Source organism: Streptomyces sp. NBC_00344 (assembly GCF_036088315.1).
GTDB lineage: Bacteria > Actinomycetota > Actinomycetes > Streptomycetales > Streptomycetaceae > Streptomyces.
In genome coordinates, this window is record NZ_CP107996.1 from 3,156,939 (window position 1) to 3,170,174 (window position 13,236).

10 protein-coding genes are annotated in these 13,236 nt (G+C 69.3%); 1 reads left to right on the forward strand and 9 read right to left on the reverse strand.

All coding sequences use genetic code 11. From position 1 onward, the window contains the following. Positions 1-3: 3 nt before the first annotated feature. From OHS16_RS14230 to OHS16_RS14250, 5 genes are all read right to left on the reverse strand, one after another. Positions 4-1,770 carry a discoidin domain-containing protein gene (locus OHS16_RS14230; RefSeq protein WP_328537564.1) on the reverse strand — a complete coding sequence of 589 codons (1,767 nt, stop codon included), beginning with the start codon at positions 1,768-1,770 and terminating at the stop codon, positions 4-6. Positions 1,771-1,868: 98 nt separating this feature from the next. Continuing rightward, positions 1,869-3,662: an adenylyl cyclase gene (locus OHS16_RS14235; protein ID WP_328537565.1), complete on the reverse strand. Its 1,794-nt coding sequence runs from the start codon at positions 3,660-3,662 to the stop codon at positions 1,869-1,871. Between the two features lie 836 nt (positions 3,663-4,498). Then, positions 4,499-5,170, reverse strand: coding sequence for a DUF5063 domain-containing protein (locus tag OHS16_RS14240; protein ID WP_328537566.1), 672 nt, complete (start codon positions 5,168-5,170; stop codon positions 4,499-4,501). Next, positions 5,163-5,762, reverse strand: a complete 600-nt coding sequence (gene recR / locus OHS16_RS14245; RefSeq protein ID WP_328537567.1) for a recombination mediator RecR — start codon at positions 5,760-5,762, stop codon at positions 5,163-5,165. Before recR ends, OHS16_RS14240 begins: the two co-directional genes overlap by 8 nt. Positions 5,763-5,858: 96 nt before the next feature. Next, positions 5,859-6,194 carry a YbaB/EbfC family nucleoid-associated protein gene (locus tag OHS16_RS14250; protein WP_328537568.1) on the reverse strand — a complete coding sequence of 112 codons (336 nt, stop codon included), beginning with the start codon at positions 6,192-6,194 and terminating at the stop codon, positions 5,859-5,861. Between the two features lie 308 nt (positions 6,195-6,502). On the opposite strand from OHS16_RS14250, the gene OHS16_RS14255 reads away from it, so the two are divergent. Further along, positions 6,503-7,216 (forward strand): SLATT domain-containing protein, encoded by a 714-nt coding sequence (locus OHS16_RS14255; RefSeq protein ID WP_328540843.1) that lies wholly within the window; start codon positions 6,503-6,505, stop codon positions 7,214-7,216. 414 nt (positions 7,217-7,630) lie between these two features. On the opposite strand, the gene OHS16_RS14260 is transcribed toward OHS16_RS14255, so the two are convergent. The 4 genes from OHS16_RS14260 to OHS16_RS14275 form a co-directional block, all read right to left on the reverse strand. Next, positions 7,631-8,281: a hypothetical protein gene (locus OHS16_RS14260; protein ID WP_328537569.1), complete on the reverse strand. Its 651-nt coding sequence runs from the start codon at positions 8,279-8,281 to the stop codon at positions 7,631-7,633. Positions 8,282-8,384: 103 nt separating this feature from the next. Further along, positions 8,385-10,814, reverse strand: coding sequence for a dolichyl-phosphate beta-glucosyltransferase (locus tag OHS16_RS14265; protein WP_328537570.1), 2,430 nt, complete (start codon positions 10,812-10,814; stop codon positions 8,385-8,387). Positions 10,815-10,834: 20 nt separating this feature from the next. Continuing rightward, a complete protein-coding gene (locus OHS16_RS14270; RefSeq protein ID WP_328537571.1) occupies positions 10,835-11,524 on the reverse strand; it encodes a GntR family transcriptional regulator in 690 nt (229 codons plus the stop codon). Between the two features lie 311 nt (positions 11,525-11,835). Then, positions 11,836-13,203 (reverse strand): aspartate aminotransferase family protein, encoded by a 1,368-nt coding sequence (locus tag OHS16_RS14275; RefSeq protein WP_328537572.1) that lies wholly within the window; start codon positions 13,201-13,203, stop codon positions 11,836-11,838. Between the last annotated feature and the right edge of the window lie 33 nt (positions 13,204-13,236).

Here is a 13,236-nt window from a genome sequence, read left to right on the forward strand (position 1 = left end):
CTCTCAGCTGTAGACGCCGAACTCGTAGAGGGAATAGCCGTAGCCGGAGCCCCGTGCCGTGCCCCGCATGCGCACATAGCGGCCCGAGCCGCTGACGTCGATGTCGTCGATGTTGCCGTTGCCGTCGGTGACCGACGTGACCGTGGTCCAGTCGGTGCCGTTGTCGGAGGTCTGGATGTCGTACGCCTTGGCGTACGCCGGGTCCCAGATCAACTGGACATGCTTGAACGTCGTCTTGGCCCCCAGATCCACCTGGAGCCACTGCGGGTCGCTCCAGTCGCTTGCCCAGCGGGTTGCGGTGTTGCCGTCCACCGCGTTGGCCGCGCCGCACGGGCAGCCCCCTGTCGGGTCGGTCTGGAAGGAGGAGGCGGTGGCGGCCCTGCCCTGGGAGACGTTGGTCCCGTCGGCCTTCGGCGGCACCACGCGCACCGACTTCGTCTCGATACCGGCATTGCCCTTGCCGTCGGTGGCCTTCACATAGGCCTTGTAGACGCCGACCTTGTCGGGAGCCTTCGCGGTCAGTGTGCCGTCGCCGTTGTCGGTGGTGTCGGCCGGGACGAGCGCCTTGTTCTGGTCGATGTAGTTGCTGCTGAAGAGCACCTGGTAGGTGATCCTGTCGCCGTCCGGGTCGGTGGTCCTGGTGCTGATCTTCACGTCGCTGCCCGCCGCGACCCCGTCGGTGGCGCCCTCAACGGTCATGCCGGTTATCACCGGCGGGGTGTTGTCGGCCGAGGTGTCAGCGCCGTACGCCGTCTTGACCGCGTAGTACGACAGCCGCTTCTGCCCGCCGGGTACCAGGTTGAACCAGACGCCGCCGAAGTCGTCCTCGGTGCCGTAGTGGAACATCGTGGCGCCGAGTGCGACGCCCTTGTGGCCGGTGATGCAGTTCCAAGCCCTGGTGTAGCCGGCCGCCTTCTGCGCGTCGGTCGGCTCGTCGGGGACGCCGTTCGCGTCGTCCGGCACCTCCCACTCACCGGCAGGTCCGGTCTCGGTGACGATGTAGGGCTTGGTGTAACCGCCCTGCTCCCAGTCCGACTTCACATTGCAGACCGCGTTGTAGGCGTTGACCGCGTACAGGTCGAGGTCGGGAGCGTTCCTCTTGTAGTAGGGCCAGGCGCCGGTCCAGGCATCGGTCGAGGTGACCGGATGGTTGGGGTCGACCGCGTGGATCTTCTTGGCGATGTCGTTGACGAAGGTGGTGTAGGCGTTGCGCTGGTTCTCCAGCTCGTCGCCGCTGTAGCAGTTCTGCAGGCCCAGCGTCGACTCGTTGCCGACGTTCCACATCAGCACGCCGGGGTTGTCCTTGTAGGTCTCCACCCACTTGGGGAATTCGGCGAGCATGTTGTTCTTGTAGTCGGTATCCGTGAGGTAGTTGACACAGCCGCCGGCCCCCGGCCCGCCGCCCGGCTGAAGCCAGAACCCCGCGATCACCTTGACGCCGTTGGCCGCCGCGGCGTCGAAGAGCGGCTTGCTGGTCGCGTCGGTGCCCCAGGTACGGATGGTGTTGACACCCATGGAGGCCACGTCCGGCATGTCGTCGGCCGCGTCATCGACGGACGGGCCCCAGGTCAGACCCTTGATCGTGTACGGCGAACCGTCCACGGTCAGCGCCCAGTCGCCCTGCGATCCGGTGACTTTGACGACGCTTCCGGCCGCCTGGGCGGCCGGCGCCAGAGCGACCAGCGCACCGCCGGCGAGCGCTGCGGCGGCGAACGGGGCGACCGCGCGTTTCACCGTCCGCAGACGGTTACGGGTGGGGGGATGGTGCATGTCGCTCTCCTTCTGTACGGGCTGTACCGGCGAGGTGGGGGGGGAGACGTCCGTGTTTCCGGAGAGGGTGGGGGAGCGCCCTCTCCGGAAACGCTCGGTCACGGGTAGCTGACGAGGTAGGAGATGCCGGTGTTGTCGTTGTTCACCGGATCGCCGGTGCCGTTGACGACATGGCTGATCGTTCCGTCGTTGCCGAGCGAGACGGTGACCATGTCGTGGAATTTCACCCCCGCCGCTTCCGGAGCGACGATCGCCGAGTCCGAGACGATCGACGGGTCGGCCAGGAAGAGGCAGTAACTGCCGAGCCCCCAGGCCTCGTGCGAGGTCACCGCATCCGCGACCCGGTACGCGGCATAGCCGTTGCGGCCACCGTCCTTCCAGGCGGCCTGGCCCGGCGGGTCGTAGGGCATCTCGTTCTGGAAGAAGTACGTGCGGCCGCCGTTGCCGTTCCAGACCACCTCGGTCTTCTGGTGGTGCTCGACGAACAGTCCGTACATCAGGACGCCGGCGCCGTTGACGATCAGCCCGGTGTCGCTGGTGTTGGCCTCCCAGCCGACACCGGCACCGTGGTCCGCGCGCCACAGCCAGAGGTTGTCGCCGATGACGTTGTTGCTGTTGACGACCACGCTGGTGGTGGCCTTGCCGGCGACCACCCCGCCGATCCGGACGAAGACGTCCTGGAGGACGGTGGGGTCCGACGAGTGATCGGCCGACGATCCCTGCGGGCCGACCTCCACCAGTACCGCGGAGTTGGTGGTGCCGGCGTCGACCAGCAGCCCGGAGATCTTGACGCCGTCGACATCCGCGACTGAGATCGCGGTGACACCGCCTTCCGGGACGAGCGTGGCGATCCCGAGCCCCAGCACCACGGTGCCCGGCCTGGTCACTCTGATGGTGTCGTCGATCGTGTACACACCAGGTGTCACCAGCAGATGTTTGCCCGAGGCGAGCGCGGAGTTGATGGAGGCGGCGGAGTCGCCCTCCCTGGCGATGTGGAACTCGCTCAGCGGTATCGACTCACCCTTGGCGCCGCCGCCCCAGGTGATGCCACGGGCCGCTGACCGCAGGGCCGGTACGAACACCTGGTAGGCGCCGGACCCGTCGATGTGGAGGAAGGGCTTCTCGCGCATGGCGGGCGCGTTGTCGACAACGGTGTACGAGGGATCCGGGAAATGCTGCGCGGGAGCTCCGTCGACACCTACGAAGACCATGTTCCAGACGGAACCGGCCCACTCACCCAGTTCGCTGTTACGGGTGAGCCACTGCTGCTGCGAGCCGGACACGACACGGCCGTCCACCTTGCAGTCGGCCATGAAGCCGCCGCTGGCCCAGCCGTCGTAACCGTTCCACAGCGGGACCTCGCCGCGGATGTGAACCCGGCGCAGCGGTGCCGCCTGCGAGACCGCCCAGCGGTTCGATCCGCCGCTGGGGGTCACCGAGAGGTTCTCGGCCGAACGCCAGAAGTTCTGCGTGGCGTTGCCCTGCATCCAGTCGGCCTCGACATGCACCAGTCCGTGGATGTCCACATCGTCCGGGGAGAGTCCGAGCCCCGCGACATGGGTGTAGAAACCGACGTTGATGTCGAGGCCCTGATAGGTCCCCGGCTTGAAGAGCAGGGCGAACCGCTCGGTACCGAACTGGTTCGACTCCTGGGTGCCGAAGACGGAGCTGACCTTGGCCTGGATGTCGCCGATCGCCATCGACGGGTCGAAGATCAGGACATTGGGGCCGAGGTCGGGGTTCGCTTCTGCTGCCGTCGCGGGCCGTGCGGTGCGTGGCGCCGCGGCGGCCGCGTTGCCGGCCAGGACGGGAGCGGCGGCCAGGGCCGCGATGCCGCCGAGGGCCGCGCGCCGGGAGAAGCCGTGGGTGGGGGGAGTTGCGGGGGGATTCATACGTCACCTGTGGGGTGGAGGACCGATTTTTTGGGAGAGCGCTCTCTCATCTGAGCTCGAAAAAAGAGCCGGAACCACGGGCGGGCTACGGCAGTCGGTAGCAGCCCTGTGAGGGTTCTCGACCTCCATGGCATGGAGACCTCTTCCTGCGGCAGTGCGGAAACGTAGGGGCGGGAGAGCGCTCTCCCAAATCGGAGTGTTCCGCTCCTGACGAGAGCGTGTCAATAGCTTGTTAACGCTTGGACATGACCCGCGAGTTCGTCCGGCCACGACCTTTACCCGCCGTAACACCCCACGGCCTGCGGAGAGTTCGGGTTTTGCTGAAACGTGAAGAAGTCGTGAGCACGCAGCGCTGCGGGGCGGAGCGCGGGGGCCCCGCGGGGCGGCGGGGAGGGCCGAGAGGGTGACGACGGCGGTCGTGCGGCTACCAGGGAGCGCCGGTTGCCGGACCATGAGAGACGCCGGGCAGACCGGCGCACCCGCCGTGAGGGACCGGCGCGGATCCGCTCAACCGCACGCGGCCAACCGACCCGAGCCGCTCTCGCGCCGGTGCCGGCCGGTGATCCCGGTCAAAGACGCCCAGGCGGTGACGTGCGGAGGTACGGCCCCCGGCCCTGCGTGCGGGTACTTGGCCCCGCGCGGGACGTCACGGCACGACGCGGGCACTACGGCACAAGCCTGTGCGGCGGCACGATGCTTGGAGAGGCAGCCCGACGCGTTCGACGGTACCCATCCACGACGGCACGACGCGGGTGCCCATGGGGTTCCACGAGGGTGCTACCGCGGGACCCGCACCCGTCATCACCCGGCGCCCGCGGCGGCGCCCTCTCAGAGCGTCAGAGCTCCGCCGCGCGGACCCTGCCCAGCCCCAGAGGTCCGGCGATCTCCTCGGCCATGACCCGGCCCGCCTCCTCCGCCAGGACGTCCTCGCTCAGGTCCTGGTCCGTGTCGAGGCCGTCGAGCGCGGGGAGCGGCTGGTCGAGGCGGACATGGGCCACCAGGGACTGGAGAGCGCGGAGGGCCGCCGACGCGGTGGAGCCCCAGTTGGAGAAGTAGGAGAACTGCCACCACCACATCGCCTCGGTGACGCGGCCCGCACGGTAGTGGGCCATGCCGTGGCGGAGGTCGGTGACGATGTCGGCGAGGTCGTCGCTGATGCGGCAGGCGACGGGGGCCTTGCGCGGCTCGTAGGGGTCGAAGACCTCGGAGTAGACATCGATCGGTTCGAGCAGCGCGGCGAAGCGTTCCCGCAGATCGTCGACATCGGGCTCGGGGCCCAGGTCCGGCTCGTAGCGGTCGGCCGGGAGAATGTCCTCGTGCGCGCCGAGGCGGCCACCCGCGAGAAGCAGCTGAGAGATCTCCAACAGCAGGAACGGCACGGCGCTGTCCGGCTCGTCGCCCTTCGCCACCTCGGTGACGGCGACGATGAAGGACTCGACCTGGTCGGCGATCTGAACCGTGAAGTCGTTCGGGTCCTCTTTGACCTCGTTGAGCGTGGCGTCAGACATCGAGTAGTCGTCTCCCCTCAAAGGCACGACCGAGCGTGACCTCGTCCGCGTATTCCAGGTCTCCCCCAACAGGTAGACCACTGGCCAGTCGTGTGACCTTCAAACCCATCGGTTTGATCATGCGAGCGAGGTACGTCGCCGTGGCCTCACCCTCCAGATTGGGGTCGGTCGCCAGGATGAGCTCGGTGATGCTGCCGTCCGCGAGCCTGGCCAGCAGTTCCCGGATCCGGAGGTCGTCGGGGCCGACACCCTCGATAGGGCTGATGGCGCCGCCGAGCACGTGGTAACGGCCGCGGAATTCGCGGGTCCGCTCGACCGCGACGACGTCCTTCGGCTCCTCGACGACACAGATGACCGACTGGTCACGACGGGTGTCCCGGCAGATACCGCAGAGCTCCTCCTGCGCGACATTGCCGCACACCGAGCAGAACCGGACCTTGTCCTTCACTTCGAGCAGTGCATGCGCGAGGCGGCGGACGTCGGTCGGCTCGGCCTGGAGGATGTGAAAGGCGATCCGCTGCGCGCTCTTGGGACCGACGCCGGGCAGCCTGCCCAACTCGTCGATGAGGTCCTGGACCACGCCTTCGTACACGGAACGCCTCTCGTTCTGCTCTGGAACACACGGTAGTTGCTGCGGGGTTCTCTCAGAAGCTCACAGACCCTGCGGGCTTCACCGCCTTCGTGAAAGTCACATGCCGAGGCCCGGCATACCGCCGAGACCCTGGGCCAGCGGGCCGAGCTTCTGCTGCTGGAGCACGGACGCGTTCTCGTTCGCCGCGTGCACCGCGGCGACGATCAGATCCGCGAGGGTCTCGGTGTCCTCGGGATCGACGGCCTTCGGATCGATCGCCAGGCCACGCAGTTCGCCCGAGCCCGTGACGGTCGCCTTGACAAGACCGCCTCCGGCCTGGCCGTCGACCTCGGTCCGCGCCAGCTCCTCCTGAGCCTGGGCTAGATCCTGCTGCATCTTCTGGGCCTGCTGAAGCAGCTGCTGCATATCGGGCTGGCCACCACCGGGAATCACGGGTCACTCCGAGGCTGTTCGACGACGTTCTTACGGGTACTTCTGCTGGCTCGGCTTCGGTACTTCTTCGGTAAAACGAGCCTACGTGGTCGCAGGGCGCGCCGCGCTCCGCCCGGGAGACCCGGGGGAACCAACTCTTTCGGGTGAGAGGGCTGGGGTCCATTACCTGATCACAGGCTACTTACGTGCGGAAACCCCGGAACCACGGCATCAGTACCCACCATTCGGCGGTAGGAAGGGCGGGCGCCGCAGTAAACACGCGCGCACCGTACGTCACTGAGGGGAGAGGACTGGTGGTCCAGCAGGAGATGCCGCAGCCCGAGGAGGACGCCGCTCTGCCGGGACCGGGGCCGGGGGCCGATCTGACCGGGCGGCCGTTCCCGCTGGGTGACTGGGGGGAACCCGCTGCACGTCTCGACGAGCTGTACCGCTGGGTCGAGGCAAGCGCGCTGCGGACGGTCCGCTGGTATTTCGCGGACCGCAGATGGAAGCGGCGTGGGGCACGGGCGCTACGGGCCGGGACGGCGGCCGGCGGGCTCGTCGGGGCCGCACTGCCACTGCTCGATCTGGCGGCCGGGGTGCACGGTGCCGTCGGGTGGGGCTACCTGGCACTGCTCGGTGGGGCCGCCTGCGCCGCATGCGACCGCTGGTTCGGGCTGACCGCGGGGTGGATGCGGGACATGGCCACGGCGCAGGCCGTACAGCGGCGGCTTCAGGCGCTCCAGTTCGACTGGGCTTCGGAGAGTGTGCGCGAGGTGCTCGGCCCGGTGGAGGGAACGGCGAGCGAGGCGACCGAACGCTGCCTGGGGGTACTCCGCAGGTTCGCCGAAGATCTGACGGAGCTGGTGCGCGGCGAGACGGTGGAGTGGATGGTGGGGTTCCGGGTGGGCGGGATGCCCGGGGTCGCGCGGCCGCAGGAGGCGCGTGGCGACCTGAGTGCGACGGCCGGCCGGGTGGGACCGGCCGTGGTGGCCCGGCCGAACATGCCGCGGCAGCGGCCGCCGGAGTCTCCGGCCCGGTAGCGGGTGCGCCGGGCGAACGCCATCTGACGAACACGCCTTCCGGGCCCGGCTCGGAGCGACCCTCACCGACGTCGTCTCCCGGCACGGTCCGCAGGGCACCGTCATCCTCACCGCACTGGTCGGCCACCGGAGCACGCCGACCCGGACGGGCGTGGAACGCTGTCGCCGGCGGCACCTACGCCGCAGGACGACGCCTTCCCGCTCTGCGCGACCCGGCCGGACATCCCGCGGGAAGCCCACGGCATCGCCACGTACGCCTCAGCAGCGGCCGGCACCCGCGGAGCAGCGGCCGGCACCTGATGTGCCGGGCAGACGCCCGGCGTTCCTCGCGCGGCTCTTCGTCGACGCCTCCCGGGCAGCCCGGAGCGGTCCTGGGACCGGCAGCACATGCTGCCGGTCCCAGAGCCGGCGGCCTCAGCTGAAAATAATCATGGAGCCTTGGCCGAGACTCCGGGTGGCGGCCGCGTGCAGCCCCAGCCACACGTGCCGCTCCCTGCCGAACGGGCCGTCGTCCAGCGGCACCGCCCCCGCAGGCTCCTCCAGCGAGGTGGGACGCTCCGGAGGCGCGGGCGCAGCCGGGGGGTTGGACGGATTGATACCGATCGACGGGGCCACGAACTCCAGCTCGCGGAGCAGGCCCTGGGTGGAACCCAGCGGGCCGCCGCCCGCGAGGAGCTCGTCGTTGGAGAGGGGGGCGGTGAAATCGACGGGGACATAGGCACCGGCGTGGTCGTAGTGCCAGACGAGGTGGGACTGCTGGGCCGTGGACTCGAACATCTCCAGCAGCTGTTCGTAGTCGCCGCCGAGCTCATCGACCGGGGCGATCTCCAGTCCGCAGATCTTGAGGAGGTAGGCGCGGCGCAGGAAATGCAGCGCGTCGTAGTCGAACCCGGCGACGGGAGCCACATCTCCCGCGAGGCCCGGCATATAGGCGAAGACGGGAACGGACGGCAGGCCGGCGTCGCCGAGGGCCTTGTCGTAGACGGCTATTTCTTCCGCGAAGGGGTTGTCGGGGCTGTGGCACAGCACATCGACGAGGGGGACCAGCCACAGGTCACAGGCCAACGGTGCTCCTAGCGGGGTTCGGGGGTCGCTCCCCGAGCGGGCTCGTCGGGACAGCGTAGTCCGCCGTGCACGCTGCGCGAAGACCCCCGGTCGAGCGCCTTGTTCAACGGCCTTTGCCCACCGGCCAGATCCATACCCCGCCGACCCGCTTCCCGGGCTTCCCCAGCAGCTTCTGAACGGTGACGTAGAGCGCCGCGTCGTTGTCCTCCGGCGGGATGACGACCACACCCGCCTTCCAGTACGCCAGGTCGTACCGCGCCTGCGCCTGCCACTTGGCACCGATGTCGGGGATCCTGGAGCCGTAGCGGACGTCGTGGAAGAGGTTCGATGTGTAGCGGGGCGACGCTCCGTAGATCCCGATACGGTCCGGGCCCCACGGCCCGTTGAAGTAACCGCCGGGGACCGGGAAGTGCAGCCCGGTGGCCGACTGCCAGTGCAGGGCTTCGGCGCTGCCCGGATCGGGCAGCGGGACGGGGACCACCGACTCACCCGGGCCGACGTACTTCTTCCACATGCCGTCAGCGATGAAGGCCGGGACGCCGGGGCGGGCATGGACGGGGTACGGGGTCGGGACGACCGGAACGAGAGCGGCGGCCACGGCGAGCGACCCGACCGCCCGGTACGCACGGACCCGGGTACGGACCAGCCGGTCGGCCGCCAGCGCGATCAGCATGCCGAGGGCGGGCGCGCAGATCATCGCGACCCGGCCCTCGATCACCGAATCGAAGAGCGGCTTGTGCGCCAGCAGCCGCCAGGGCCCCGGGAACACCACGTCCGTGTACGGGATACGGATCTTCTGGCCGAGTGAGAGCACGGCCGCCGCAACCGCGGTGAAGGCCAGCGCCTTGACCAGCGCGTGCCGCCACAGCCGTACGGTGACCGCGAAGGCCAGTGCCACCAGCGGCCAGCCGTAGAAGGCGTTCTCCTCGGTCCGGTTCAGCGCCAGCTTGTCCGCCCTGGCGTCGCTGCCGAACAGGGCGCGGCCGGAGAACTCGAGCAGTGCGCGCGGGCTGTTGCCCGCGTTGTTGCCGTGCAGCACGCTGTGGTAGCTCTGCGCGCCGAAGAACTGCCAGGCCAGCGGGTAGGCGACCAGGGGCAGCGCGGTCAGCGCGGCAACGCCCAGACCCTTGGCCAGCGGGAGCGCCGCGGCCTTCGCCACGTCCCTGCGCACCAGCGCGTAGGACACTGCGAAGAGCAGCATCCCGATGGCCGCGAGGAGGAAGGGCTCCTCACCGAGGAAGATCTGATAGCTCGCGAAGACGCCGAGCAGGATGCCGTCCTTCACGACGCCCTTCCGGGCTCCCGGCTCCTTCCCCGGCCCGCACAGCCGCAGCGTCCTGTCGATGATCACCGGGATCATGAAGAGCACCAGGAAGTTGGGGTGCGCGTTGCCGTGCGAGATCATCGGTGGTGCGAAGGCGGCCAGCGCGGCGCCCGTGGCGGCGGCCCAGCGGTTGCGCACCAGCCGCTTGGCGATCAGCCAGTACCAGGCAACAGCCGTGGCGGTCAGTCCGCCGGTCAGCACCAGTGCCCAGGTCACGGTCGGACCGAACGCCAGGGTCACCGGGGTCAGCGGTACGGAGAGCCCCAGCATCGGGGTGTTGCCCATCAGGTTCACACCGGCGGGATAGTTCTGCGCGGTGGTGAAGAGCGGGTTGTGCAGATGCGCGACATTGTCCGCGGTGACCGCGAAGAACCACTCCCACTGGTTCTGGTCCTGGAGCGAGTCGGCGAGATAGTTGTGTCCCAGGTCCGCCCAGAGGTTCTTGTAGAGCAGCACGGACGCCAGCAGGAAGAGGGCGCAGACCGCGAGGTCCACCCCGCGTATCGCACGGGCCTTCAGCCGGACCAGTTCGCAGAGCACCCGCAGGTAGTCGAGAGGCCCGACCTTGGAGCCCTCCTGGTGCGACCAGCGCACCGGGACCTCGGCGACCGGCCATCCCTGCTTGCGGAAGTACTGCAGGATCTCGACGTCGATCGCCCACCCGTCGATCCGGGCGTCGGCGAACGCCTCCCGGGCCTTCTCCCCGTCCAGCAGTTTGAAGCCGCACTGGGTGTCACGGATACCGGGGACGGCGACGGCCTGTATGAGCCGGTTGCCCATCCGCCCCATCCACTCGCGCAGCCGCCCCTGGTGCACCTCGACGTGCGATTCGGGATGGGCGCGCGATCCGACCGCTGCTTCGTACCCCGTCTCGAGCTCGGTGGTGAGCCGGTCGAGTTCTTCGATGGGGGTGGCCAGGTCGGCGTCGGTGACCAGCACCCGCGCACCGCGGGACGCGGCGACCCCGAGCCTCAGCGCATGTCCCTTGCCCCGGTTTCCCGGGCTGCTGACGAGCCGGACCCGGGAGTCCGCAGCGGCGGCGTCGGCGGCTATGCCGGCCGTGCCGTCGGAGGAACCGTCGTCCACGACGATCAGTTCCCAGCTCCGGTGGCCGCTGCTGAGATGGGCACGGATCGCGTCGAGCGTGGGGCTCAGCCGCCCCTCCTCGTTGTACGCGGGGACGACGACGGACAGTTCCACGGTGGTCACGGTTGAAGTGTGCACGGCGGTCACTCGCCGGCCCGGTGCGGCGGTTCGCGGTCTCTCAGCTGTTCCGCCCAGGCGCGGTCGTGCTCGTTGTAGGCCTCGATCGCCCGGTGCGCGGCGTCGGCGTCGGCGCGGGTCACCGCGGCGGCCAGTTCCTCGTGCCCCTGCCACAGCCGGTCCGGCAGTCCGGTGTGCCCGCGCAGGTACGGCACGGCGAACACCCAGCACTGCACCCGCAACCGGTGCAGGAAGTCCGCGATGTAGCGATTGCCGGTGAGCGCCGCGAGTTCGCGCCAGAACCTCAGGTCGTAGCCGATGAGGATGTCCAGATTCCCGGACCTGGCCGCAGCTCCGGCTTCCTCGGCCCTGCGGCGCACGGACTGCAGCGGCTCTCCGTGCACCCCCTTCAGGGTCAGATTCCGGAAGATGCCGTCGACGACCAGTGAACGCGCCTCGACCATGCCGCAGTAGTCGTCGACCGAGAACTGGTGGACCCGGAAGCCCTTGTGCTGGTCGGAGTCGAGCAGGCCCTGCGCGGAGAGGTCCACCAGTGCCTCACGGACCGGGGTCGCCGAGACCCCGTACCCCTCGGCAATCTGCTTGACGGTGAATTCCTCGCCCGGCTGGAGACGCCCCGCAAGCACTTCGTCACGCAGTGCATCGGCGATCTGCTGCCGCAGGGTGCTGCGGGTGACCGCTCCGCTCGCGGGCATTGTTTTCCCCTCGTCCGACAACTCCGCACACCCTACGACGGGTGAAGGGGGCACTTTCCGGAGCGGGCGTGAACCGCTGTCAGCGCCAAGGTGCCTGCCGGCCGGAACACTTCACGAACTTCACGAAGGGCCGCGCCGAGCGGCGGGGCATCGCACACCGTCCACTCGGCCGGGCTGGACAGTGCGGTGGTCGTTGCCCGGTGGAAGACGTGATGCGCCCTCTTCCCGCCCCGTTCGGGGAACGGGGCGGGAAGGGACGCGGCGGGAAGCGGCGCCGACGCCGGGGGAGGACGTCGCGCCGACGGCAGCCGCTACTCGACCACGTACTCGTCCGCCACCGACAGCGCCGCGTCCAGCGCCGCCAGCCCCTCCTTCGCCTCGGTCTCCGACACATTGCACGGCGGGACCACATGGGTCCGGTTCATGTTGATGAAAGGCCACAGTCCGCGCTTCTTCGCGGCGGCGCCGAACGCCGCCATCGGTGCGGCATCCGCGCCCGCCGCGTTGTACGGCACCAGCGGTTCCCGTGTCCGGGGATCGCGTACGAGTTCCAGCGCCCAGAACGCGCCGACGCCGCGCACCTCCCCCACCGATGGGTGCCGCTCGGCGATCTCCGCGAGTCCGGGGCCGAAGACCTCCGCGCCGAGCCGGGCCGCCCCGCCGACGATGTCCTCGTCCTCCATCGCCCGGATCGTCGCGACGGCGGCCGCGCAGGCCAGCGGATGACCGGAGTAGGTGAGCCCACCCGGATAGGGACGGTGGGCGAAGGTCTCCGCGATCTCGGCCGAGATCGCCACGCCGCCCAGCGGGACGTAGCCGGAGTTGACGCCCTTGGCGAAGGTCAGGAGATCAGGTGTGACGTCGAAGAGGTCGGCGGCGAACCAGGTGCCGGTGCGGCCGAAGCCGGCCATCACCTCGTCGAGGACGAACACGATGCCGTAGCGGTCGCAGATCTCGCGGACGCCCGCCAGATAGCCGGGCGGCGGGATCATGATGCCGGCCGTGCCGGGGATGGTCTCGAGGATGATCGCGGCGATCGACTGCGGGCCCTCGAAGGCGATGGTGTCCTCGAGGTGCTGGAGCGCGCGGGCGCACTCCTCGGCCTCGGTGCTGGAGTGGAACGGTGACCGGTAGAGGAACGGCGCCCAGAAGTGGACGACGCCCGCGGACGCCGTGTCGGAGGGCCAGCGGCGCGGGTCACCGGTGAGGTTGATCGCGGCGGACGTCGCGCCGTGGTACGAGCGGTACGCGCTCAGGACCTTTGCCCGGCCGGTGTGCAGGCGGGCCATCCGGACGGCGTTCTCGACCGCCTCCGCGCCGCCGTTGGTGAAGAAGATCTTGTCGAGGTCGCCGGGGGTGCGCTCGGCGATGAGGCGTGCGGCCTCGGAGCGCGACTCGACGGCGAAGGCGGGCGCGAAGGTCGTCATCCGGGCCGCCTGCTCCTGGATCGCGGCGACGACCTTCGGGTGCTGGTAGCCGATGTTGGTGAAGACCAGACCACTGGTGAAGTCGAGGTATCTGTTGCCCTCGTAGTCCCAGAAGTACGAACCCTCGGCACCGGCGACGGCGAGCGGGTCGATCAGATCCTGGGCGGACCAGGAGTGGAAAACATGCGCGCGGTCGGCGGCTTTCACGGCCGCGCCTGCCTGCGGATCGGGCTGCGAAATCTGAGGGGTCATACGTTCCAGCGTAAGGAACCGCAGATGGGGGCG

What these genes read in the sequence shown, in the direction of transcription:
- OHS16_RS14230 (WP_328537564.1), bottom strand. Translation starts at nt 1,770, where the DNA reads ATGCACCATCCCCCCACCCGTAACCGTCTGCGGACGGTGAAACGCGCG.
- OHS16_RS14235 (WP_328537565.1), bottom strand. Translation starts at nt 3,662, where the DNA reads ATGAATCCCCCCGCAACTCCCCCCACCCACGGCTTCTCCCGGCGCGCG.
- OHS16_RS14240 (WP_328537566.1), bottom strand. Translation starts at nt 5,170, where the DNA reads ATGTCTGACGCCACGCTCAACGAGGTCAAAGAGGACCCGAACGACTTC.
- OHS16_RS14255 (WP_328540843.1), top strand. Translation starts at nt 6,503, where the DNA reads ATGCCGCAGCCCGAGGAGGACGCCGCTCTGCCGGGACCGGGGCCGGGG.
- OHS16_RS14270 (WP_328537571.1), bottom strand. Translation starts at nt 11,524, where the DNA reads ATGCCCGCGAGCGGAGCGGTCACCCGCAGCACCCTGCGGCAGCAGATC.
- OHS16_RS14275 (WP_328537572.1), bottom strand. Translation starts at nt 13,203, where the DNA reads ATGACCCCTCAGATTTCGCAGCCCGATCCGCAGGCAGGCGCGGCCGTG.